The organism is Enterobacter sp. SECR19-1250, from assembly GCF_013391025.1.
GTDB classification, from domain to species: Bacteria; Pseudomonadota; Gammaproteobacteria; order Enterobacterales; family Enterobacteriaceae; genus Enterobacter; species Enterobacter cloacae.
Window position 1 is genome coordinate 1 of the sequence record NZ_JACASJ010000038.1, and the last position, 21,817, is coordinate 21,817.

General features: G+C 52.4%; 30 protein-coding genes. 1 reads left to right on the forward strand and 29 read right to left on the reverse strand.

What is annotated here, in order from left to right; all coding sequences use genetic code 11:
- The first annotated feature begins 52 nt into the window (after positions 1–52).
- Entirely contained in the window at positions 53–970 is a 918-nt protein-coding gene (locus HX884_RS11745; protein WP_178328197.1) for an exo-alpha-sialidase, read from the forward strand.
- Between the two features lie 51 nt (positions 971–1,021).
- On the opposite strand, the gene HX884_RS11750 is transcribed toward HX884_RS11745, so the two are convergent.
- From HX884_RS11750 to HX884_RS11885, 29 genes are all read right to left on the reverse strand, one after another.
- Positions 1,022–1,210, reverse strand: a complete 189-nt coding sequence (locus tag HX884_RS11750; RefSeq protein WP_001619367.1) for a hypothetical protein — start codon at positions 1,208–1,210, stop codon at positions 1,022–1,024.
- Entirely contained in the window at positions 1,210–2,112 is a 903-nt protein-coding gene (locus tag HX884_RS11755) for a hypothetical protein (RefSeq protein ID WP_178328198.1), read from the reverse strand. The genes HX884_RS11750 and HX884_RS11755 overlap by 1 nt, the downstream gene beginning before the upstream one ends.
- Positions 2,112–2,792, reverse strand: coding sequence for a DUF2612 domain-containing protein (locus tag HX884_RS11760; RefSeq protein ID WP_178328199.1), 681 nt, complete (start codon positions 2,790–2,792; stop codon positions 2,112–2,114). Before HX884_RS11760 ends, HX884_RS11755 begins: the two co-directional genes overlap by 1 nt.
- Positions 2,789–3,988 carry a baseplate J/gp47 family protein gene (locus HX884_RS11765; RefSeq protein ID WP_178328200.1) on the reverse strand — a complete coding sequence of 400 codons (1,200 nt, stop codon included), beginning with the start codon at positions 3,986–3,988 and terminating at the stop codon, positions 2,789–2,791. Before HX884_RS11765 ends, HX884_RS11760 begins: the two co-directional genes overlap by 4 nt.
- Positions 3,989–4,342 carry a hypothetical protein gene (locus HX884_RS11770; RefSeq protein WP_178328201.1) on the reverse strand — a complete coding sequence of 118 codons (354 nt, stop codon included), beginning with the start codon at positions 4,340–4,342 and terminating at the stop codon, positions 3,989–3,991.
- Positions 4,343–4,345: 3 nt separating this feature from the next.
- Positions 4,346–4,984, reverse strand: coding sequence for a Gp138 family membrane-puncturing spike protein (locus HX884_RS11775; RefSeq protein WP_178328202.1), 639 nt, complete (start codon positions 4,982–4,984; stop codon positions 4,346–4,348).
- A 59-nt stretch (positions 4,985–5,043) separates the two neighbouring features.
- Positions 5,044–5,451: a type II toxin-antitoxin system death-on-curing family toxin gene (locus HX884_RS11780; RefSeq protein ID WP_001515094.1), complete on the reverse strand. Its 408-nt coding sequence runs from the start codon at positions 5,449–5,451 to the stop codon at positions 5,044–5,046.
- Entirely contained in the window at positions 5,451–5,864 is a 414-nt protein-coding gene (locus HX884_RS11785) for a type II toxin-antitoxin system Phd/YefM family antitoxin (RefSeq protein ID WP_178328203.1), read from the reverse strand. The genes HX884_RS11780 and HX884_RS11785 overlap by 1 nt, the downstream gene beginning before the upstream one ends.
- 82 nt (positions 5,865–5,946) lie before the next feature.
- Positions 5,947–6,291: a hypothetical protein gene (locus tag HX884_RS11790; RefSeq protein WP_178328204.1), complete on the reverse strand. Its 345-nt coding sequence runs from the start codon at positions 6,289–6,291 to the stop codon at positions 5,947–5,949.
- 12 nt (positions 6,292–6,303) lie between these two features.
- Positions 6,304–7,368: a hypothetical protein gene (locus HX884_RS11795; RefSeq protein ID WP_178328205.1), complete on the reverse strand. Its 1,065-nt coding sequence runs from the start codon at positions 7,366–7,368 to the stop codon at positions 6,304–6,306.
- A gap of 2 nt (positions 7,369–7,370) precedes the next feature.
- Entirely contained in the window at positions 7,371–7,676 is a 306-nt protein-coding gene (locus HX884_RS11800) for a phage baseplate plug protein (protein ID WP_178328206.1), read from the reverse strand.
- Positions 7,673–8,299 (reverse strand): phage baseplate protein, encoded by a 627-nt coding sequence (locus HX884_RS11805; protein ID WP_178328207.1) that lies wholly within the window; start codon positions 8,297–8,299, stop codon positions 7,673–7,675. The genes HX884_RS11800 and HX884_RS11805 overlap by 4 nt, the downstream gene beginning before the upstream one ends.
- Positions 8,299–10,395, reverse strand: a complete 2,097-nt coding sequence (locus HX884_RS11810) for a transglycosylase SLT domain-containing protein (protein WP_178328208.1) — start codon at positions 10,393–10,395, stop codon at positions 8,299–8,301. The genes HX884_RS11805 and HX884_RS11810 overlap by 1 nt, the downstream gene beginning before the upstream one ends.
- The gene (locus tag HX884_RS27210; protein WP_084832721.1) at positions 10,385–10,576 is read right to left on the reverse strand and encodes a DUF6889 family protein; all 192 of its coding nucleotides are present in this window, start codon (positions 10,574–10,576) and stop codon (positions 10,385–10,387) included. Before HX884_RS27210 ends, HX884_RS11810 begins: the two co-directional genes overlap by 11 nt.
- Positions 10,573–10,998: a phage tail assembly chaperone gene (locus HX884_RS11815; RefSeq protein WP_000393957.1), complete on the reverse strand. Its 426-nt coding sequence runs from the start codon at positions 10,996–10,998 to the stop codon at positions 10,573–10,575. Before HX884_RS11815 ends, HX884_RS27210 begins: the two co-directional genes overlap by 4 nt.
- A 3-nt stretch (positions 10,999–11,001) precedes the next feature.
- A complete protein-coding gene (locus HX884_RS11820) occupies positions 11,002–11,442 on the reverse strand; it encodes a DUF3277 family protein (protein WP_178328209.1) in 441 nt (146 codons plus the stop codon).
- A 10-nt stretch (positions 11,443–11,452) separates the two neighbouring features.
- A complete protein-coding gene (locus HX884_RS11825) occupies positions 11,453–12,613 on the reverse strand; it encodes a DUF3383 family protein (RefSeq protein WP_178328210.1) in 1,161 nt (386 codons plus the stop codon).
- Between the two features lie 3 nt (positions 12,614–12,616).
- A complete protein-coding gene (locus tag HX884_RS11830; protein ID WP_178328211.1) occupies positions 12,617–13,180 on the reverse strand; it encodes a hypothetical protein in 564 nt (187 codons plus the stop codon).
- The gene (locus HX884_RS11835) at positions 13,155–13,544 is read right to left on the reverse strand and encodes a hypothetical protein (protein ID WP_001142474.1); all 390 of its coding nucleotides are present in this window, start codon (positions 13,542–13,544) and stop codon (positions 13,155–13,157) included. The genes HX884_RS11830 and HX884_RS11835 overlap by 26 nt, the downstream gene beginning before the upstream one ends.
- Positions 13,531–14,085, reverse strand: a complete 555-nt coding sequence (locus tag HX884_RS11840; protein WP_126287135.1) for a hypothetical protein — start codon at positions 14,083–14,085, stop codon at positions 13,531–13,533. The genes HX884_RS11835 and HX884_RS11840 overlap by 14 nt, the downstream gene beginning before the upstream one ends.
- The gene (locus HX884_RS11845; protein WP_126287136.1) at positions 14,082–14,489 is read right to left on the reverse strand and encodes a DUF4054 domain-containing protein; all 408 of its coding nucleotides are present in this window, start codon (positions 14,487–14,489) and stop codon (positions 14,082–14,084) included. The genes HX884_RS11840 and HX884_RS11845 overlap by 4 nt, the downstream gene beginning before the upstream one ends.
- A complete protein-coding gene (locus HX884_RS11850) occupies positions 14,455–14,823 on the reverse strand; it encodes a hypothetical protein (RefSeq protein WP_059365116.1) in 369 nt (122 codons plus the stop codon). Before HX884_RS11850 ends, HX884_RS11845 begins: the two co-directional genes overlap by 35 nt.
- 41 nt (positions 14,824–14,864) lie before the next feature.
- Entirely contained in the window at positions 14,865–15,806 is a 942-nt protein-coding gene (locus HX884_RS11855; RefSeq protein WP_108961697.1) for a DUF2184 domain-containing protein, read from the reverse strand.
- Between the two features lie 11 nt (positions 15,807–15,817).
- On the reverse strand, positions 15,818–16,321 hold the full coding sequence (locus HX884_RS11860; RefSeq protein ID WP_006120173.1) for a hypothetical protein: 504 nt from the start codon (positions 16,319–16,321) through the stop codon (positions 15,818–15,820).
- A 4-nt stretch (positions 16,322–16,325) separates the two neighbouring features.
- On the reverse strand, positions 16,326–17,558 hold the full coding sequence (locus HX884_RS11865) for a DUF2213 domain-containing protein (RefSeq protein WP_057057800.1): 1,233 nt from the start codon (positions 17,556–17,558) through the stop codon (positions 16,326–16,328).
- A 14-nt stretch (positions 17,559–17,572) separates the two neighbouring features.
- On the reverse strand, positions 17,573–18,181 hold the full coding sequence (locus HX884_RS11870) for a phage minor head protein (RefSeq protein ID WP_001435593.1): 609 nt from the start codon (positions 18,179–18,181) through the stop codon (positions 17,573–17,575).
- 13 nt (positions 18,182–18,194) lie between these two features.
- The gene (locus HX884_RS11875) at positions 18,195–19,664 is read right to left on the reverse strand and encodes a DUF1073 domain-containing protein (protein WP_178328212.1); all 1,470 of its coding nucleotides are present in this window, start codon (positions 19,662–19,664) and stop codon (positions 18,195–18,197) included.
- Positions 19,664–21,067, reverse strand: a complete 1,404-nt coding sequence (locus HX884_RS11880) for a PBSX family phage terminase large subunit (RefSeq protein ID WP_178328235.1) — start codon at positions 21,065–21,067, stop codon at positions 19,664–19,666. The genes HX884_RS11875 and HX884_RS11880 overlap by 1 nt, the downstream gene beginning before the upstream one ends.
- Positions 20,991–21,770, reverse strand: a complete 780-nt coding sequence (locus tag HX884_RS11885; RefSeq protein WP_063145294.1) for a hypothetical protein — start codon at positions 21,768–21,770, stop codon at positions 20,991–20,993. The genes HX884_RS11880 and HX884_RS11885 overlap by 77 nt, the downstream gene beginning before the upstream one ends.
- Positions 21,771–21,817: the final 47 nt, after the last annotated feature.

Genomic DNA, 21,817 nt, shown 5'->3' on the forward strand with positions numbered 1-21,817 from the left:
GACATCGTTAACTTAAGATACAAAAGCTGTTCGGAGATGGAGGGTCAAGATCATGATCTTCCCACTGGGGTTGATAAAAGAATCTCACGCAAGCACTATTGCAGAGATGAGTAATGGAACCATCCTTGTCTCATGGTTTGGTGGGACAAAAGAGGGTGATGATGACGTAAAGATTTGGCAATCCTCCATGACTGAATCCGGATGGTCAAAACCGCGCGTTGTTGCCTATGGCAGTGAGGATGGCAAGCCGCTTCCTACATGGAATCCAGTTTTATTCAATATACATAATAAAACATACCTTTTCTATAAAGTAGGAAAAACACCTAGCACATGGGAAGGTAAATATATTACTTCGACCAACAATGGGTTAAGTTGGAGTAAAAAACAAGCATTGCCAAACGGAATTTACGGGCCAATAAAAAACAAGCCAATTCTTTCTGGAAAGAACGTTTTGTTCCCTTCCAGTGAGGAGAATGATAAGGGATGGTTTGTTCACATAGAAACAACCAGTAACATGAAGAATTTTAATAAGATAGAAGTATCGAAACCTACAGGCACCTCAGCTATACAACCAACGCTATTAAAATTCCGTGATAATGAGATAAAAATGTATACTCGCAGCGATCAAGGAGTATTAATGGAATCTCAGTCATCAGATAGTGGTCACTCATGGACTACGCTAAGAAAAAGCACGATACCCTCAACTAATAGTGGTGTTGACGGCATCGTATTACGAGATGGTACAGGGTTAATTGTGCATAACCCAGGGAAAGACAGAAGCATCTTGTCTATTTCCAGATCTAATGATAACGGGAAAACATGGGGTAATGTGTTAACGCTGGAATCACAAGAGGGAAAAGAGTTCTCCTATCCTGCGATTATACAAAGCTCAAATGGGAAAATACATATAACTTATACTTACAACAGAGAATCAATCAAACATATAACGTTAGAAGAAAATAACAAATAAAATAGTGATATCTATGTGGGGGCAACTATGAAGACACCCCCATCTTTTAAATTACAATGGGAAAAATGGATATTTGCTTACAATTTCTAACACTCCATTATTGACTCTAACTTCATCTCCGATATTTACAGTTATGTCATCATCGACTTTATAACGCTGTGACACACCAAGTAAATCTCCTTTACCGTTCCATAAAACCAAATTCTTTACGATGTTATTTTCAATAATAGCGTATTTCATTATGCATACTCCCAGACAATAACAACCCCACTGCTACCAGATGCACCATTGTATTGTGCGCTGCTATTTTGATATGCATTTGCGCCACCACCTCCAGCACCATAGCCGGTAGCTTCTCTACCAATGCCTGCTGTACCGTGTGGGCTACCACCAGCCCCTAATATACTACTAGCACCTCCTCCCGAAATAATGACGTTGGCAGAAAATGCCATGCCTATTATAGGGTTATTTCCAGATAAGTTTATGATATTCCCACCAGTGGCTGTAGGAATTCCAGAAGCATTCTGGATAATTGGAGGAGCGGAGTTACCTGAACCACCACCATATCCGCCACCTGCGGTAATCGTTCCAAAAGAAGTGCCACCTCCATTCCCTCCATTACCATTTACTCCACCAGCACCACCAGCACCAATAATTACGGTGTATGCTGAGTCTAAATTGGCGATACGGGATTTAGCGTAGGCGCCACTTCCCCCTCCACACCCAACTGCAACACTGGTAGAATTAGTAGTACCAACCCCACCCCCTCCTCCGCCTGCGCCTTGGACTTCAACAATAATGCTTTTCGTTCCTGGGGTTGGCGTATAAGTTCCGGATGTCGTTATTGTGCGAACACCAATAAGCCGTCCTGTTGCAGCCTGCTCTACCGCACTCGCTAATTGCGCAGAGAGCCCCGCAATATCACCATTATCTTTCACATCCTCATTGGTATTATCTGCGATAAACTGCCCCACAGCAGCCGCCATTGCCGTTCCTTGCCTCAGACCTTTGTTCACCTGAGCACTTGATGCCTTCCCCGATGTAAAGCCAGCAGATAGGACAGGTAATGATTCCCAGTCTGTCTGAGTTGTTACGTTAGCACCAGAGCCAGTTGCAAATGGTTTAAATTCATTTTTAGCCATCAGAGTAATTTCCCCCATGCTCCAACATCGAACCCGCCGATGTATACGTTATCAATATCAAACCCAAAGAATTTTGAGCCCTCGGACGGTGTTTCTACCGAAGGTGTTTCGACATCACCGGCCCATACGCCAGCTGCTTTAACGGTGAGATAGCCTTGTTTGATTGCGGCGATCAATTCGAGAGACACATCAGAAATATCAGTCTCCGGGAATACCCAGACCGATATCGTCATGTCCTGGTTATCGACGATCTGCATCTTCAGGCCAGAGCCTGCTGTCGCAGCGTCAAGAATGGGCGGTAGAGAATCGTTACGGCCGTCCCAGTTGTTGATAGCGATTTTTGCTTTCAGAATGATGCGGTAGGTGTCATCGCTCAGCGACGTATAGCCCGAATCCGGGTCATATGGTCCCTGCCATACGCCCTGGTCATATCCAAGCCCTTCTGTGTCCCAACTAAAATAAACGCCGGTAATCGGCTGGCTGACTATGCGGCTTCGCCCAATCCAGAGTCCGAGCGTGTCGAGCTGCACGCCGACCGCCGTATCGATATCGAAGGCTGTTACAAGCCCTGACATAGTGCTGGACACATCAATCAGCGGGCGGGTACTCAGATCTATATGGTCAAAAAAGAGTGGCTTGGTTGCGTGGTAGTTAGTGATCAGTTCGGTGTATTTGCTCATGAGGTCACCGTGATACTGATATTCGCGGTGCTACAGGACGCCGAAGCATCATAGGCAATATCAATGTTTGATGCCGATACGCTGCCAGACGACTTACCGATCAGCAGGTCGGTAATGTCGTAATATCGGGCATTACCACCGCTCACAACGCCAAGGTTTGCCGGGGAATAAATACGGCTCAGCAGAACGTCGTCGCCAATTGTCAGGCCATTAATATAGTCGGCAACAGCCTGTTTGATCTGCTCGCCGATTTGAGAGGTATACCCGGTAAAAACTTTCAGGGTAATGGCTACGAAAATTGGCACATCGGTAGAGCGTGAAAAACTAATGACGTGAGGATTACCGTAAGTATCCGGCACCGTCACAGAAGTTTTACCGTAAGTTGCGGTTCCCTGCCCTTTATTCCCCCTGATGGTCTGGGCTATTTCGGTAACATCACCACCATCGACGATGGCGGAAATTGAGTGCGGCGGCAGCCCGTTGCTGTCTGTTGTTCCTGTGTCGTTCTCATACAGCTTGTGACGTGTCACGCCAGTAACATTAGCAATTGCGCCGTCGACGCCTTCAAACGGTGTGATCGATGGTAGCGCGACGCTTTGCCCCTGCCGAATGCGCAGCTCTGCGTCGGTTTCGGCTGGTGAACCGACAGTAGCCGCAGCCGGGTTGGTTACCGACACCCAGCCGCGAGTCGGTGTGTTAATGGTGGTGATAGTCCCGGCCATCGCCGCAACCGAACCGCTATTCGCACATGTTGCCGTCACCAGCACAGTACCATCAACGCCGATCGCTACACTCGCGGGAAAAATCCAGATAATTCCGTTTTTATCCCGTGCGGAGCCATTCGTGATAGTCGTGCCCGCCGTACCGGTTAACAGAAGGTCAGCAGTAGAGTTTGTCGCTACTTTTCGCGTGATCCCGTTAATTTTAACATTGCTGCTAAGCGCTGCGGCCTGCGCTGTCGTCGGTGAAAACGAGTTGTAGATTTCGATAGCGGTATTGTTAGCATCATGCACAGCCAGAGCCACCAGCGCGACCATTTGCCCGTCTTTGCTGTCTGGTTCGAGGTAGGCATCACTACCGTAAATCTGCCTGAAATAGCTGGTCAGTGTATCGAGGATTGTCTGGTAATCAGGCGCACTAATCCCCTGGGCGGTTACCGTTGCCGATAGCCCCAGCGTGTCGAGGTTCAAAGCCATTTATGCCTCGCTTGTTACAGTCGTCTGGCCGTAGATTGTGTCAATGGAGGAAGTGAAGGTGACGCGGCGTCTGGTGCCGTCATAATTGGTATCGAAGGAAAGAATCGACAGAACGCCCGGTGTATCCTGTATGCGTTCGCGTATAGCCAGGATGTAGACATCTGATCGCTGCTTCCCAAGCACTGACTGAACATACGGCGTGCCTTCCGTCAGATCGAGAAACCACTGACCGCGCCACAGCTCGAAACGGGTTTTTACGGCCTGGGCGACACATTCCGGACTGTCGATAAGGAAAGTATCGTCACCCTGGCCGAAAGTGTAATCGCCGTCAGCATCTTCGCGACGGTATCGCATAGATTAACCTCCCAGCGGCTTAGTATTGCTTCCGCCGCTCTCAACGCCGCCATGGGTATGCTTATCCACGATAGAACCGTCCACCAGCTGCAAGCGACCGTCAGGCAGGATTTTGAGCCCGTTAAGGTTGAATCCGCCCGGTGCAGTGCCATTTATTTCCCCGCTGGATGGGTTAAGGCTTAACTTTGTGCCGCCGTCATCGCTGCGCAGCTCTACCGAGCTGGTACTGATACCGCTGATTTTCTGTGCTTGCGACTGCGGGCCAACGATGGCGAACGCATCAGACAAGTCATGCTGGCGCGGGTCGACGGTCTCCTGAACGCCGCCGCTCTGCCACCAAAAATCGATGCAACGGTCGGCAAAGATCAGCAGGCATTCGTCGCCTTCTTTTACCGGAAAGGTCAGCGTGCAACCGCCGCCGCGCGGGAATACGACCGGCACATCCACCAGCGGTTTTAATTCGGTTGAGCCGTCGCCAACAATACCGCGAAGCGCCACTTCTACTGTGCAGGTTACAGCGTCAGGATCGAACGACTGAATGATGCCTGGCATCGCTACGCGCATCTGGGTAGAAACCGAATCGGCAATGGCCTGCGCGGTCTGCTGCTCGCCGCCGATCTGTGATTGAGTTGGAATTGGCATAAAAAACCCCATAAAAAAACCCGCTCGGAGGCGGGTTATGTACAATATAATTTTTGCTATCAGTAGCCAGTTATCGTATCTGCCAGCAGCTCATTCTTATAATCTGACAAAAGTTTAAGCGCCAAAGCAGTGTTATCGCAGTCGGCCTCTCCCGTAGCGGCAAAGATGGTCAGCTTGACTAACTCCATTGAGGTATTCAGTTCATAGCCATTCAAAAGCAAAAACACGCTGGCAGCCTGGAAAGCCGTTCGCTTATTGGCGTCATTAAAAGCGTGAGACTTCGCTATCGCAACCATGTACATAGCTGCAAATTTAAATAAATCCTCACATCCTTCATACATGCGTAAGTTATCGACGCGATTGAGGGCACCTTCGAGTTTTCCCCGGTCTGGCTGTCCGCTATTTGGCAATGTGCTCTTCTGAATAGCGATGACCTCATCTACCGAAAGGAATGTAATTTCAGTCATTACTTATCTTCCAGTTTTTTTATGATTTCCGCATGCCTGGTCTGAGTATGTTGCAGAGCTTTGATAAATGACTCAGACACTCCCTGCAAAGCAACTGCTGCATTAGCGGCCTTCATCATAGTCTGGCGAGCCTCATCAGACTGAAGAAGGGCATCCAATTGCTTAGTAAGCTTCATGACACCCTCCGTTATCTGTGGTGACAAATTCGATGCAATTAATTGCGCAAGATGCGTGTCTATTTTTTTCGCAGATGTTTTTACCTCATCTGCGGAAGCAATTTCATCAACTGATTTTGCACTGATGACAAGGTCGGGCTTTCCGCGCTGCGTAACTGTGACGCTTTCGCCAGAGCGTAAACAGTCCAGTGTTGCAGATAAATCCGATCGCATTTGCGTGTAAGTAATGATTTTCATGGCACCCTCTCTGTACATGTACAGATTAGTGCATAATAAAAACGCGGGATCAACAATTATTGCTGTTTAAGGATGCGGATCATCACTTCACCTTCACGCAGTCGTATGTTGCATACTGACGCGGCGCATTCATGCTGGCTTGCAGCCACTGTGCGTTGAGAATGGCTTTGCCGTTTCGATTGATGTACTCAAGACCAACCCATCTTCCAGGCTGATCGGTAGCCATACGCCAATCCATCTTGATATTGTTATAATCGCCTTTGTTTTTCAGGAAGGTGATTTTTTGCATTTCTGGCTTTGCGCCATTGATTCTGGCTAAGCCATCATCTGCCCAATGGATTTTAAAATCACCACATTGCTGATCCGCAAAAGCGGGTGCTGATATAAGCACCGCGAACACGGTAACAGTGCAAAGTAAATGTCTCACGGCCCCACCTCACTAATTCGTCGTCCCTTGCATTGCTTTCGGGCTATAAAGATCACGAGCGCCACGCGCAAAACACATCAAATCCATGTACCACGCCTGACCTCTGGTGTCGCCAGTATAGTCGATAGCTTTGACGATATAAACGCCATCTGTCGCAATGCTGGCTGCCTGTGACGTTGTGCCTGTCAGCACACGGTTGCCGTTCTCTTCTGTTTCGGTGATGCGACCGGGCGACTGAGCAATTTCGCTATTGCCGAGCGCGGCGCGGTACACCGAAGCCTGATCGAGCTGGATAAGACCATTAATGCGGATGTTCGGGTTTATCAGGCACCGCACGTTTACGCCGCCGCCCATCGTCTGTTGCGGCATACCAATCAGGCCAGTATCGGCATTCAGCACGATGGCTTCGTGAATATATTTATCCTCCGGAACCATCTGGACCTGACCATCCACCAGCTGCCATGTCGCTTTGCACTGCGCAGCAATATTATCCATCACGTTACGGGTGGATGAGTAAATCGCGCGGCCACGAGGAAACACAGTATCAGGAAAGTCGCCGGTAATGCCCTGCGTCACGCCGAACGCGTTGAAATCCTGCATCGTCGCCCGGTGCAGATCCGCAACGGTATAACCAGCTGCAAGCGTGGTGATGGTGGTCGCGTAGAGAAACGCTTCGTGGTCACCAATAGCCTGAATCAACACCCAGGAATCGGTAATGTTGTCCTTCCCGGTCACGGTGAAGCGAATATCACCGTCAAAAATCAGGCCATAGTTTTGGCCGTTCACCTGCCCTATCTGGTCTGGTGAAATTTCCCGGGCGACACCAACCTGGCTCGCATCAACACTCGGCGCAATGCCGTCATACCCGGCGATGATGCGGATTTTGGCAAACTCCTGCCCCAGAATCTTGTTCGTGGTATCGGTCGAAAGGTTGTAAATTTTCACGTTTGCCACGCGCGGCCAGCGTGTATCTGCCCATTCGATCTGGAACGTGACCTTAAAGTCAGACAGGGAAATACCCTGCCCGTTCTGGTCCAACAGCTGCAATTCAAAATGGCGCATCCAGTTAAGAGACATTTCTACTCCTGTACGAAAATGAGATGGCTGTATGTGCCGAGGTTGGTTTTGGTGGGCTCGTCTGGTGCGCCTACATCGCAGCCAACGAGCAGCGCCCCGTTAATACCTAGTTGAGGATATTGCTCAAGAAGATTTACACCGGTTACCAGCGGCACACCAGAAAGAAGCGGTTCGCCACTGCTATCTTGTACATCCAGAATCCAGCCAGCAGAATCACGCCATATAACTCTCAGCGTGTATGTTATCTCTGCTAACTGAATGCGAAATAGCTGATTATCCGGCGATAGAGGGATTTCAGTTACATTCATTGGACACCTATAGCGTTACCAAGACTGGTTCCTTTTAGCCCATCAAACCAACCCGATGACTTAATTACCGATTCATTTACTGGAGTTGCGGATTTAGTCCCAGAGTTTTGCACCGCTGATGTACTAACACCGCCCTGCATATCGGATTTATCAGCAACAGTGACATTTTTTGTCTGCGTTATGATGACCTCACGCAGGGTTAGTGTGCAGTTCAGCACGTTTTCGCTGGTTTTATCCGTTGTCACCTCGATGGCACGTACCAGCATATTGGTGTACACCCTCTTCCCGGTCACCACATCGAATGGCACGCGCTCAAGTTGCATATCCAGAAGCTTTTGGTATGTCTCCTTTGGGCTCAGTCCGGCACTGAGGCCGATTGAAGATGTATCAATGAAGTCTAGCAACGAACCGCCACCAGCAAAGCCGCATTCCATTGTGACTTCGCTGGGGCGCTTATATGCATGATCGGCGATGAAACCCGACGCGCTATTAGTTGTTGGTTTCTCCACCGGGTGCTCAGTGATTTCGAGCGCATCAGAATGCTTTTCGGAGACGACCACGCTGGGGATTAGTATGCCAATTCGCCGGGATTGCTGGCGAAAAATCGCTGATAAAATATCCATTATCTCGGTCCTGCGGGGAGTTGCTGGGTTAGCTGTGAGTTCACACCCTTTTGACGGTCAACAGTCAAACGGGCAGCCTCGCGCGGATCGGAAACGCCGTGGATGTTAATGTTCGTTTCCTGCTGAATCACCGGGGTGCTGGTGGGCATATTGCTCATCACTTTCGGAATGTAGTTGCGCGTTTCCTGCGGCATCAACCCCATGCCATAGCGCTGAACGTTGCCGATCCCCCAGTTATACGACGCCAGAGCCTTGCTAAGGTCTCCGCCGTTCTGCCGCAGCAGTTGACTAAGATACTTAGCGGCTGCCTGTGCTGACTTTTCCGGGTCGAATACATCGTTACCACGCAGACCCATGTCGCGCGCCGTGCCATCCATAAACTGGAACAGTCCCTTTGCACCCGCGCTGGACATGGCGAACTGGTTACCGCCCGACTCGGTGATCGCCACGCTTTTCAACAGACCAGCAGGCAGCTGATAAAGAGACTCCAGCTTATTGAACATTGGCCCCATCCAGTCGAGCAATACTTTGCCCTGGGTGGTCGCCTGAGGTCGCTTAACAGACTGAGCTCGCTGCTCTGGGTCGTTACCGGGAATATCTGACTGAATATTATCCCCGTACACAACGCCATTACTCTGCGCCTGTCGAATCACTTTACCGGGTCCGCCATGTAACCAGTCCATCCATGCCGGCCACTCCCGTATCTCGCTGACATCTTTGTGACCAAGATCGGTTTTGATTCCTATCGCTGCAAGAGCGTCGCCAACGTTCCTTTTTGCGTAATCCCAAGACGATTGCGCACTGGCTTTTATATTTTCACGATCGGAAACCACATAACCAGCATACAAACCCCATAGTTTAAGCCACGGAGGTATCGGTAAACCGGCAATTTTTCCAAACGCCCCTAATACTTTTGACACCCATACTCCGGCAATGAACGTAGCCAAAATTTCCAACGAGTTCTGCCACCCACCGACAGCATCTTTTAACCCCAACAGCTTATCGCGCAGCCAGAGAATTGCCTTTTTCGCCTTTTCTATTGCTGGCTCCCACTTGCTCCAGTCAATCAGGCTTTTGCCGCCTTCTTTCCACGTCTGGTAATCGTCGTACAGCAATCCGATCGCCAGAATCAGCGTGGTGATCAGGCCGATAGGGGATTTAAGGAATGCAGAATTAAGCAGACGCCATGCGACCAGTAGAGCGCCGAATATTTTCAGCAGATTTTTACTGCCATCATCAAGACGCTTCCACCAGTCAATGACAGAGCCAGCGCCCTGTATCAGCCGCCACGCCATTCGCGTGAAGGCATTCGCAAGCCAGATCACGCCTTTAATGACCTTGGTCAGCGTCTCTTCAATCTTCGGGAAATTGTCGAGGATGCGCCGCCGCAGACTATCCAGCGAACCAGCCAGACCACCAGCGAGATTTGAGCCGATCTTGTCCCGCATGATGCCGAACAGCGACGTAAGCCCGCGCATGGACGTCATGAATTTGTTGGACTGAACAGCAGCTTTATCAGCGTTGAACCCCGTCTTTTGCAGCATCGACTGGTAATCAGCGGTAAAGCCATTCATGCCACGCCGCATCGCCATCAACGTGTTTTCATCGATGCCTAGCATCTGCGCATATTGCTTCGCGCGGTAATACGGCATGTTGTTGAGCTTTTGCCCAACGCCAGTAAAGATGGCCGCGGTATCACGCATCTTTCCGCTGGCATCGCGGGTCTGGACGCCCAGGCGGTTCAGGAAACCTTCCGCGCCCGGATTGCTACGCATGAAACCGGCCAGCCCTTCGAGGGAAGACATAGCCGACTCGGCGCTGGCACCGGTTTGCGATGCGGCATAGCCCAGCGCTTTGATGCCCTGGACGCTGGCCCCCGTCCGTTGGGATGCCCAGTAAATTTTATCCAGACCATTCGCGATCTGGGTGGTAAATCCGACAATGCTCAGCGCTGCGCCTTCCACCACCGCGCCGACCTTCAGAACGTTCGCGGTAACGCCTTTCAGCACGGCTTCAAACTTATTAGCGCCAGCCTGATCGATATCGAATCCCAGCGAAACAAGGAAATCTTTAATCGTATCTGCGTTACCGCTCATTGGCCGCTCTCCATTTATCTACCCGGGCGTCGTTATCCTCGCGCATGTCGAGGTAGTCATTGAGAAGCGCGATGCGGCAGAGGTCTACCGCACCGCTGTTGAGGTCTTTCTGGTCAATATGGAAGGCAAGCGCCGGACGAAGAATAAAATCTTCACCGCCCGGCAGGCTGTTGAAGGTTATTCCGCTGGCGGGGTGGGCGTCTCGCTGGTAGGGAGTCCTTGCAAAAAATTTCCCAGAGAGTCGGCGACCACCCGCGCCACCAGTTGCAGCATGGTCAGCAGGTCGATATCGTCAAACGCCATTTCGCCATGCTGGCAGACCGGCACCCAGCCTTTCATGTGCTCGCGTGAAACAACGGAAAGGCAGGGGAACAAGATAGCGTCCACGTCGCCATCGCTCAGATCGGACACAGCATTGGCAATCTTTGGCAGGATGGTAGCCATCGCTCCTTCTGTGTCTTTGCTGCTGATCTTCTCCTGAACGCTACGGAAGTCAGAAACCATCCCGGCCAGCACCGGCAACAGCTTTCGCGACACCTTCAGCTGTTCGAAAACGCTGAGCTTTGCGGTGCGATATTTCACGCCTTTAATTTCGAATTCCATGCGTTAAAACTCCCCGAGCAGCTGGTCAATCTTGCCGCAGTCGAACACCCAGGCAACAGTCCCGCCCTCTTTGGCGTTATTGAAATCAGGCTGTTTCTGGAATGCACACGAACGCGCAGTAGAAATATCACCCGATGCCGTGTTGCGAATAACGATCACGTTATTGCCCCAGGTGGCAGAGGACTGGCTTTGCGCGTTATACGCCAGAGACAGCTTCTTGTTAACCGGGGAGGTTTTCAGCAGCGTCACCGTAATGGTGCCTGACTTATCGGCGTGCAGGCTGTGCATCACTTCGCCATCGGCACCAATGGTCATGGTGTTCTTGTTGCCGCCCAGGGTCTGGGTGATACCTTCCTCAGAGTTCGCAGAACCCTGACCAAGATCGATAACGCCGGTCGGCCCGGTGAGCGACGCGGTTACATCGAGAAAAGAATAAGTTGCCATTTATCGCTCCTTAGCGAACCACGTTGATCTGCACATCGGCATAATGAACTGCGCCAGCCAGCTTACAGGCCACCTGGATTAACGGTGCTTTGCGCGCTTCGCGGTCGGCCTGCGCCTGTTCGGACAGCGGTTGCGCATACACGTAATAGCCTTTGGTCAGCGTATCGCCAGAATTCAGCTGTCCGATAGGGCCACCATTCCACACGCCAGCAGCTACCAGACCGTTCGTGACGGACTGATCCATGGACTGTTCAACGTTGGAAAGCAGACGGGTCACACCGGCATCAGTCTGCGGAATTTTGGTGGTGCTGGTGTAAAGCAGGTTATAGAGGTTGGTCTGAACGTAGTTCTGCAACCAGTCGAGCCCGTGGCGCTCGTCGAAGAAGTCACCGTTCGCCATGACGCCCTGTTGCAGGATCGCCGTGTCGTTGGCGTAGTACACAAACACGTTCGCATTCTTCGCATCCACAGCCGCCGCCTGTCCTACCGTCAGCGTTTCGTAGGTTACGCTTGGTTCCTGTTTGAATTTCAGGGTAATGGTGGTATTGCTGCCGTTGAAATTGACAGTAAACGCGCGACCGAAAGCTGAAACCGCTGCATAAGGGCTGCTGGTGGAATACTGAATAAAGGTACGGGCATACTTGCCAGCCTTTAATTTCGACGCAACATCGGTCGTCGAAGTCGTGCTGATAATATCGGCGTCGGCAGAAGTTACCCCGAAAATGCGGCTCAAACTGGACGCTTCGATGAGTTTAGCAACCTCAATCACGTCGTCAGCATCAAGCACATCAGCGCCATCAGCAACATCATCAGCGACAACCAGCCCATACCAGTTGGTATACTGCAGGCAGGCATTAACAGCTTGCACGATGGTTTCCACGCTTCCACCTTCGGAAGAGGTCAGCGTCTTCGCCCAGCGGCCAACATAAACCTGCGTCGGCTTCGGCGACTGGCTGAAGAAAACCTGCGCCGCTTCATATTCCGGGCTGTCGACTCCGAAGTCCTCGCCAATGTCCTCAACGGACGCATAAAGGCGGACGCGTTCCTGCACTGGAATGACAGTGGAAGAACCGAGGATCAGCAGCGCGCCGAAGTTACGACCAGTAGCCGCTTTCGGCGAGATGATCACATCAACGTTTACAACGTTGGATACAGGTAAGCCCTGCGTCATAGTTTATTCTCCAAAAAAGGTGACTGGCGCTTCCACCAGCGATTTAATACCGTACTCGCGCACAACCTTCCGGCGCAGGCGCACCGTCATGTCGTAGCGGCGAACCCATTGCTGGTTGATAAGTTCGGGGAAAGGGGTCAGACCGGTATAGTCGCCCAGAGACAAACCAAGCGCGTTCAGCTCAGCATTGTTTTGCGGGACAGATATGCCATCGCGAAAACGGGACGCATAAGACATACCAGCCGGGCCATAGAACGACGCCATGCACTCGAACGTTTCATGCCGCCAGAGCTGAGCGCCCTCGTCGGTCTGCCTGGTGAATGCAGGGTTGTTATCAATGAGCAACCCGGTAACGCCAAACGCGCACCAGTTCGTTTCAACGGGTGGCAGTGGCGGCTGATTTTTCTGCCAGCGCGGACGAACCATTCCAGACGGCAAGCCGGAAACATTGCGCATCCACTGGCTTAACAGCCTGTCTAGCGCTTCGTCATAATCCGGATCGCCGCTGGTGGGTGTCAGCCAGCCGCGCTCTGTGCTGGTGTTATTGCTCAACGGGAGTACCCCCATCAAACGGCAACAGTTCGCAATGTGCCTGGACGAAGCCAGCACCGTAAGCGGTATACGGGTCGACGAACGTCACACGATAATCCCGGTTCTGATACGTCACGATATCGGCATCACGGCCAGTCTGCCCCTGCGTGAGTCGCTCAGTCGTCACGATTAAAATCGCCCCGCTGATAACCTGCCCGGCCTGCATGCGGCGGTTTTCAAGGGAGCGGTCAACGGTAACAACCCCTGCAAACTGCGTTTTAACTTCGCTGTCGCTGCCGATCCCGTCCTCGTCCACCGTTTGCGCGCGACGTGTTACCCACAGGTTAAAGTCGCAAAAATCGGGGTCAAAAAGCACGTCTGTTACATCAAGAGTCGGCATCTTTATCCCTCACAACATGGGTAATGGCTCTGCGATATTGCCCGGTGTCGATTAGCGGTTTCACCAGTTCGGTTCCGGGAGACTCGCCAGCAGCGCGTCGGGCAAGCTCCGCTTTCGCCCCTTTACGCCCTCGACGCGCGCGAGCTTCAACGGTGCTATCAGCAAGCGGTGTAAAGCCGGTAATGGTCATGTACCGCCTGACGCCATTAGCAGCCAGCGTTCCGGCGCGGTTGAGCGCTCTTTCCGCACCCGCCGCATTACCATCAAGCGCAGCCTGCGCCGCTGCTTTAAGCTGCGGCACTGTCTGTTCCTCTACTGATTTAACGCCGGGGACCAAGTGCGGGCGTGGGGGGATGTTTTGCGCTGGTGAGCCGTATTCGTTGACGTAACCGATCCCGGCATTGCCAAACGGAACATCATCACGCTCACTGTCTTCCGAAGGGATACCGACCAGCACATCCTTTTTGGTTAGCGACCTGATCGCATCCAGAATGGCCTGAGCGTTATCCACCCTCGTTGTTACACCGCTTTTGAAACTCATAGCTGGCGACCGCCCGCACCGAACATCGTGATCAGCTGATAAAATTCAGCGCCATATCGGGTGTTATTCCAGAAGCCCGCGTCTGGATTGAGTGTCATGCTGGTGTCATAGCTGACGCTAACCTTGTCAACAGACTTGGAGGACTGCACGCCATTGGTTGAACCACCCGGGCCACCAACCAGCATCGCCCGGCTATCTGCCGCCCAGAGCGTCATGTAGTGCGCCACGAACAACTCGGCAAAGTACGGAAACAACTTTTTGCCGGTGACGTTTTCACTCAGCAGCTCATCGGCCAGATTCAGGCGAAATTCGATTTGGGGATCGGGATATTTTGCCGGGTCAGCAAACTGCGGGAAGTCGCGCCGAAAATCACTTACTGTTGGCAGGCTTTGATTCTTTGGCATCTTTCGCCCCATTACCGCCAGTCTGGGCGGCAGCAATCTGCGCTTGCAGGCTGTCATTCTGCTCTTGCAGCTTGAGCAGCGCTTCTTTCAGATCGGCAATCAGCTTATCTTTGTCGGCAATCTGCGCTTGCAGGCCGTCGATAATGGGTTGCAGATCATCGGTGTCGCTAATCACGCTTTCAGAAAGCTCAGAGTGCGCCTGGGTGAACCAGTGCGACGCGACCTCTTCCGGTACGTTATGCCGTCCCCGGCCAAACTCCTGTTTTGACTGATCGCCGAGCGTCAGCGTAAACGGGGTGTGAACATGGATGGTAACCAGCTTTTCTTTCGCCATTTTCAGTTTCCTTCTGGCCCCTTTCGGGGCCGTTCTGGTTATCAGATACCGTCCACGTAGGACAGGGTTTCTTTGTACACTGGCTCAACCGCACCGAGCTTGCCGTAGTAGGTCGCAATCTGGTACAGACCGCGATACTGGATAGGAACGCTCTGCAACGGCACCAGCGGATAGCGCACGTATTTCTTGTCGTTGGTGTAGGCGACCATACGGTCTTTACCGCCAACCCCGCGCCCTTTCAGCCATTTGACCGCTTTGATTTCCAGCGGAACGCCGTTCTGGTGGAAAGCGATAGTGTTCACGGCCAGATAGGTCAGCAGTGACTGGTTACCCGCTTCGGAAACCTTACGGCTTGCCAGTAGTGAATACTGCTCTGGCGGAATGCGCAGATCTGAAGGCACGACGGAGTAGCCGGAAGCAGCCCAGGCATTCGACAGAATGCTGTTCACGCTATCGAGGATCTCGTCGTTGGTGGAGCTCGCCCAGGTCTTCGGCGCATTGTTCAGCGTCACACCGACAAGGTTTGCCAGCCCTTTCAGGCCGAGCGCGTCATCGCCGATGTAAACCTGCTCGTCGTTGTCCATCTGCCATTTGAGCTGCATCCCGTCGTACTTCTGGGTATCAATCGGGCGGCCTACCTGCTGAGCTGCTGCCAGCTCTACAACGGTCCAGCCCAGTTCCATGCCCCAGAGGTTCAGCGGATTGCCGTCTTTGCCGATATCAACGTTCACGCCAGCAATAGCGGTGGAGTCTTTACCTACCCAGTTTTTACCGTTCGGATTTGCGCCAGTACCCGCAGCGCCAAAGCTGGTGTTAGTCCAGCTGGAAATGTCATCTGCGATAGAAACATCTTCACGCAGCTGAATATCGCGGGTCCAGGTATAACCCACCAGCGGCAGGTTCAGCGTCTGGTCGAGTCGCTCCAGCTCCCCGATGAGAAAGGCACCAGAGCTATCAACGGTTGCCTGATCAAAAGTAATCATTCGTCTGTTCCTTAAATCTTCCAGGAGATTTCTGCATTGCCGTTAGCGTCACCGGCCCCTGTGAATTCGGCGTTGGTCAGCGCCACGTTTTTGCCACTGACTGACGTGGACATGAAGCCGCCCAGCGGCACGTCAATGGTTGAGTCGAGCGAAACAACCACGTAGACAGGCGCGCCTTTTTTGATGGTGCTGGCATCGAAGCCAGATCCGAGGTTAACGGTCATGTAGCCACGCTTCATGGCGTCGCCCGGGAAGTTCTTATCCGTCCCCACCTGGCGAACCATGTCTGGCTGCGATGTGGTCGGATACGGACGAACGTAGATCCCCTTCACCTTGTCGGCGGTGTCACCGTCCGCCAGCGGCACGAAAAAGCCGTCAGCGTCATATTTGCCAGCCAGACCATAGGCAGCGAAGGCGTTAGCGGATTTAAGGATCACCGGTTCGACGGTTAAGTCCTGCGGGCGAGAGATAGCCCCGGCAATGCCAACAGGCATCCGGTACAGATATGCAGTCATTGGATTATCCTTTGCGGTTAGACCAGAAGTCGGCGTTTTGTTTGTTCAGGGAAGCGATGCTGGTCATGCCCATATTTGGACGTTGTGCATCGCCCGTGGTGCTACGGGTGTTTCGCCCTTTGGCAATCTCTGACACGGCGTTAAACGCCATATCTACCGATTGCTTGGGCAATTTGCGGATATCCGCATCACCGACAACCTGGCGAACCAGTGTTTTGTCAGCGGCAGCCAGCACATCACGTTTGAACGCGGTCGGTTTCACCTTACGGCTCAGATCGATACCCGGGACGATAACCTCGGCACGATAGGCAGAGTCACCGGTAATCGTGGTTTCCTCTTCGTCGTCCTCGCCGTCGCAGGTCGGATCTTTTTTGTCTTTTTCGTCAGGCTTATTGTCGTTATCGCACATCGCAGTTCCTTCGAGCTTAGCCAGCAGGGCTTTGAGCAAGGTTTTGATATCGTCCTCGCCGTCGCAGGTTGTCTCTCCGCACATTTCCGGCTTTTTGTCCGGCAATGGTTGCTGCGGTGAAAGGTTAATGTTGAGGTTAACGCCGCTCGGCAGATCCCCTTCGTCACCCGTTACCGCCGCTGGCGCAGAGTCCAGCAGTTCGTTCATGGTGTCAGCGTCACCCGTTTTGATGGCCGTGCGCATGCGGGTCCACCAGCTTCTCTTTTGATTTGCCATTGTGTCTCTGTCTCCAATTGCACAACGATTTCCGGCTCTACCTTTAGGGACAAGAGCCACATGGTTTCCGGTAATATCGACCTGCTCGGCTTTACCTGGCTCGGTCTGCTCGTACTCCGCGTCATAGCCGCACGACACTTCACGCAGGCCATCTTCGATAAGCTGAATGGCGCTTTCGTCTTTGACGATAAGGTCAGCCAGCATCAAATCAGACTGGTCACCAGTCCCGCGCCGCACGTTCTGAAGATGCCCGACAGCAAGCTCTTTCCAGTTCTCGGGATTTACCAGCCGCACATTCCCGTTTTCATCTTCAGGATGCAGGATCGTGATGCTCATCCCTTCGAATGAGGCGAGCGTGGCCGAATGGAATACCTGCTCAGGAGAGCGCGTTACGACTATCTCACCGAGCTTGTCGGGTTTGAGGTTTGGCAGATCGGCAGCGCCGTAGAGCTGCTTACCCGTTCGACCTATCGGCACGTCTTTGCACAACAGAGAGCCGTCAGCCAGCTGATAGCGGGTTTCCCCCAGCCGGGTATTGAAAAAATATTTCATGGTTTACCTGCGATTCAGGCGAGATAAGAATGAGGGTTGGGGAAAACGATTTCTTTGTAACAGCGGCAGTTCGGCAGCTCACCAGCGTGACCGGTCATGCCGTCAAGCGTTGGAGGTCGGCCCCATTCGACAAACTTACCTTCCATCTCCCGATGAGAATGCCGGACGTCGCCATCTTCGGCTGTACGCCAGATATAACCATTCGAGCCGATTGACAGCGCACGCGCCTGATCCAGCGCGCCGGTTGCGCGTCCAAGTTCGGTACGGGCGATAAGGTTCGCTCGCGAGCGTGACACGTCACCGGACGCTGCTATCTCTTTCGCGAATGGCTCAGCGCGACCACCAGTCACAACGGCCTCGATGGCTTTGTTCTGAATGTCATACACCCGATCGGCGGCCTCAAGAGGCAGCGATTTGATGTACTTAATTTGCTCGGCGACGATGGATTTCATCACCTGGCCTACCGGGGCGCGGTCAACCATGTTGCGCAGCTCTGCGCTGATGTTCCGGCTGTGTTGACGCCACTGCTTTTCATTCTGGCGCGCTATGTCTGCGGTGAAGTTCTCAGCTACCTTCGTCGCCCAGGGGGTGATGATTTCGCTGTAGCGCTCCAGCGCATCCATGATTTCGGTGACGCTATCGTTTGAACCATCGTAGCGCCCATTTACGATATCCCCGACCGCCCGCGCTATCTGCCGTAGGCTCGTTCGATATCGGATCTCCGCCTGGCGACTCTGGCGGTTTGTCGCCAAGTTCGCCGATGCCTGGCGGCGCTTCGTCTTCGGCATTCTCTATGTCCTCGTCGGTAATGGAAGCCCCGATGCCGGTGACGTCAGAGTTTTCGCGCAGGTCGGTCATTGCCGCCTTACGCGTCATCAATCCGTCGCCCAGCGCGGTGCTGATCGCGGTGGTGGTGTTTACGGCCACCGTTGAGCGGTCAACGTCAGACATTTGCCATAGCGGGTTAAATTCAAACGTAAAATCGTCCGGCAGCGGCTTACCGAGTTCCGAACGGTGCATAATGTCCAGTATCCGGCGCATCGGCAGCCGTAAGCGGCGCTCCTGCAATGAGCTCACCCGGTCGTAATAGTTGGCGAGGTCTGCGTCACCAGTAGAGAAGCCTTTTGGGGACTGCCCGAACAGGCGCACCAGCGGGATACCAACGGCACCGCTGATCTGCTCAGCGAACTGCGAAAGAATGTCATCCAGACCACTGAAGCTGTACTGGTGGGTTTCGAACTTATCCCGCGAGTCCATGAGCGTCATGCCTTCATTGCTCTGGAACTGGCGGATCAGGTCGATGTTCTTCAGCAACGCCTCGAACGCCGGGCCACCAACCGCGATAAGCTCGCGCAGCTTCTCCACGCTGTAGGTGCGCAGATGCGCTTTGTAGACCAGCTGAGCCGCGCCGACAGTGGCGCTGTCGAACGCAGTAAGCCGATCCCAGATACGCTCTACAACCGACATTCCCCATTCGTTTTCGGTTATCTTCTGCTGGAATGGCAGCGTCACCCCGTCGAAGCGAATCAGGCGGCTGTGATGGATGCGCCAGGCTGGAATGCCCGTTGCAGTGGTCACTACGTCGTAAAACTCAGGTTTCCCGAGATCCGGCCCCATCTCTTTAATGCGGCGGGTCAGGACCGGGTTAATCATCCAGCGGTCGAGCGGGAGAATGCCCTTAAATTTGCCCTCGCCAATGGTTTCGAGCCGCAGCGGAGTCATTGGTGCCTGCCCCTCGATCATGATGAAGCCAACCGCTCCGCCGTAGAGTCGCGACCATTTCAGCGCGTCGTTCAGCGCATCCCAGATCTGCAACTCATCCAGCTGCGCTTCCAGGGTGCCACGGTCTTTGGCGTCAATCTCCGAAGTGATACGAATGCCTTTCCGGGTCATATCGTCCGGGATAGCGTCGACCGCTTCGCCGATAACCCACGATCCGCGATATGACCATTCCACCAGCATGCGGTTGCGGCTGGTGAAGTTAGCCCGGTAGGTCGATGCTGAGTGCTGGTTAGGCGTCTGCATCCCCACGCGGGCGACAAAGTTCTCATAGCCATCAGCGGTGGCCTGCGCCGTTCGCTGAGAGGCTTGTTTGTTTCGTGCCATCAGGCTTGCCTCCCGAGCAATTCCCAAATATCCATTGTTGTATCGGTCGGCGCGAACGCCATTATGAAAGCGTCGGCAATGTTAGGTGAGGGGATATCGCGCTTAGCCAAATCTTTCTTGCTTTCAACCATAACCCTACCGTTACGATCAAAGTCTCGGTGCGGGGTCGTCAGCTCAAGCTTTAGTTTCTCCAGGTGCGGGCACGATGAATCGATACTTATCAACTCATCAACAGGATATTCCTCTCCATTTTTCACCGCGTTGAACGTATTACGAAAGCGATCAGCTACCAGCCACCATGCCTGGGCTTTCAGATTGGCAAAGAAGTCTTTATTCGGAATGCCGTTATATTCAGAATCTGGCTCGTTCACACCAGCGCCAGCATTGAAGCGTTGATAATTAACTGGTCGTGAATAAGGATTTTCACGTCGTCTGTCTTCGTTAATTTCCGAGAATTTAGCACCAGCAGAAGCGCCAACACCAATGGAGTCATAAACGATATCAGCACTTCTCTCTGTGGCTGCCTGATATGCCCGCTGGCAGCTTTTAAGAAGCTCGTCTTCTTTTGCCTTCCATTCATCAGCCCAATACACAACGGAGCCATGACGATAAACATTGGAGCACTTATCCGCACCGCTATCGGCAACGTCGAAGCCTATTCGCTTTCGTCCGTTTGGCTCAAAACCAAGCACCTTATGGGCATCTATTGCAGCCTCAATCCACGAAAGTTTAATAATTGCCGCGTCATCATCAGATTCGGGAACCCCCATATAAACGTGGTCAAACCCCTCCGGATCACGACGCTTTGCAGCCGAGATAACCTTAAGCATGGTGTCTGAGAGGAATGGGTTTTCGTCGTAATTGATTTTTCGCACCAACGTATCTTCTGGTGGATCAACAACGAAATTACGCCATACAAAGTCAGTCACCAGACCAGGGTTAAAAATAAACCAGCATTCAGATCCGCTTTTACGAATGGTTGGTTCCAGTATCTTCCACTGGTATTCCGTTAGTGCATGGGCTTCTTCAAGCCACAAAACGCTGATACCTTCCAGGGATTTAATTTCTTCGATATTGCGCCATAAACCGTAAAACACGAATTCTGAGCCAGTGACCCGGTTGATAATTTTATTATTCAGAATTCGGAAGCGATGCCGCAGCCCAAACCGTTCAATCTGTATTTTGAGCAGGGTATAAACCGACTCTTCGATTTTGTTCTGAATTTGACGCGCGCAACAGAAACGCAGGTTGTATTTATTTGCCAGAAAGACAGCAAACCCAGCAGCATCCCATGACTTTGACGATGAGCGCCCACCAAAAAGTACTTTATTTCGAGCCTGTGTCGTCCAGAAGTTCCTTAGAGCCGGATTCAGGGTCGGTTTGGATGTCAGAGTAAAAGTCATTAAGGTCACGATCTCCATTACCGTCATCAACGCCAGCATCACGACGAAGGCGATCCGCTTCCAGAGACACTTTGTCAGTGGAGGCGAGCCGATGCTCTATAGATGCCTTTGTGAATTCCAGCGACTCAATGCGGGCGGTGTTACGGTGCATGGCTTTTTCAGCAGAGGAAATCAGTGAGTGCAGATCCTTAGCTTTATCATCATCAGCAAGCTCCAGTTCAGCCTGCCAGCGCCCAATGTTCTCCGCCGCCGTCAGGTTCGCCGCACGCAGCCAGAAAAGCTCATCGTCGAGTGTAAGCATCTGAGCATCTTCAGTAGTAGCATCAGAAAGCAACATTCGACGACCATAGCCGCCATGCTTCAGGGCGTGCTGATTACCGGTCTGAAATGGATTGGTTGGAGGATTGGTACGCACTCCGCGTATCGGTTTCGTTTCTGGTGGATGTTCGGCTTTTGGTTGCGTACTTTTTTGCGTACGGCCAGCGCTGGCAGGCTTTTCGCTGGTACGCGCCTTACTCTTTTGCGTACCACTTTGCGTACCATTTTTGCGTACCTGCGTACCGCTATTGCGTACCCAATCAAACTTTTTAGCCCTCTTCCTGATAGCCCCTTCAGTAACGCCGTATTTATCGCCTATATCACGGAGACTAAGGACTCCGGCCCGGTATGCCGATTCAATGGCCTCCCAGTCCGGTTTTGCCATAATACTTACCTCACGTTGACATTATCGAAGCCCCTCAATGAAGAGCT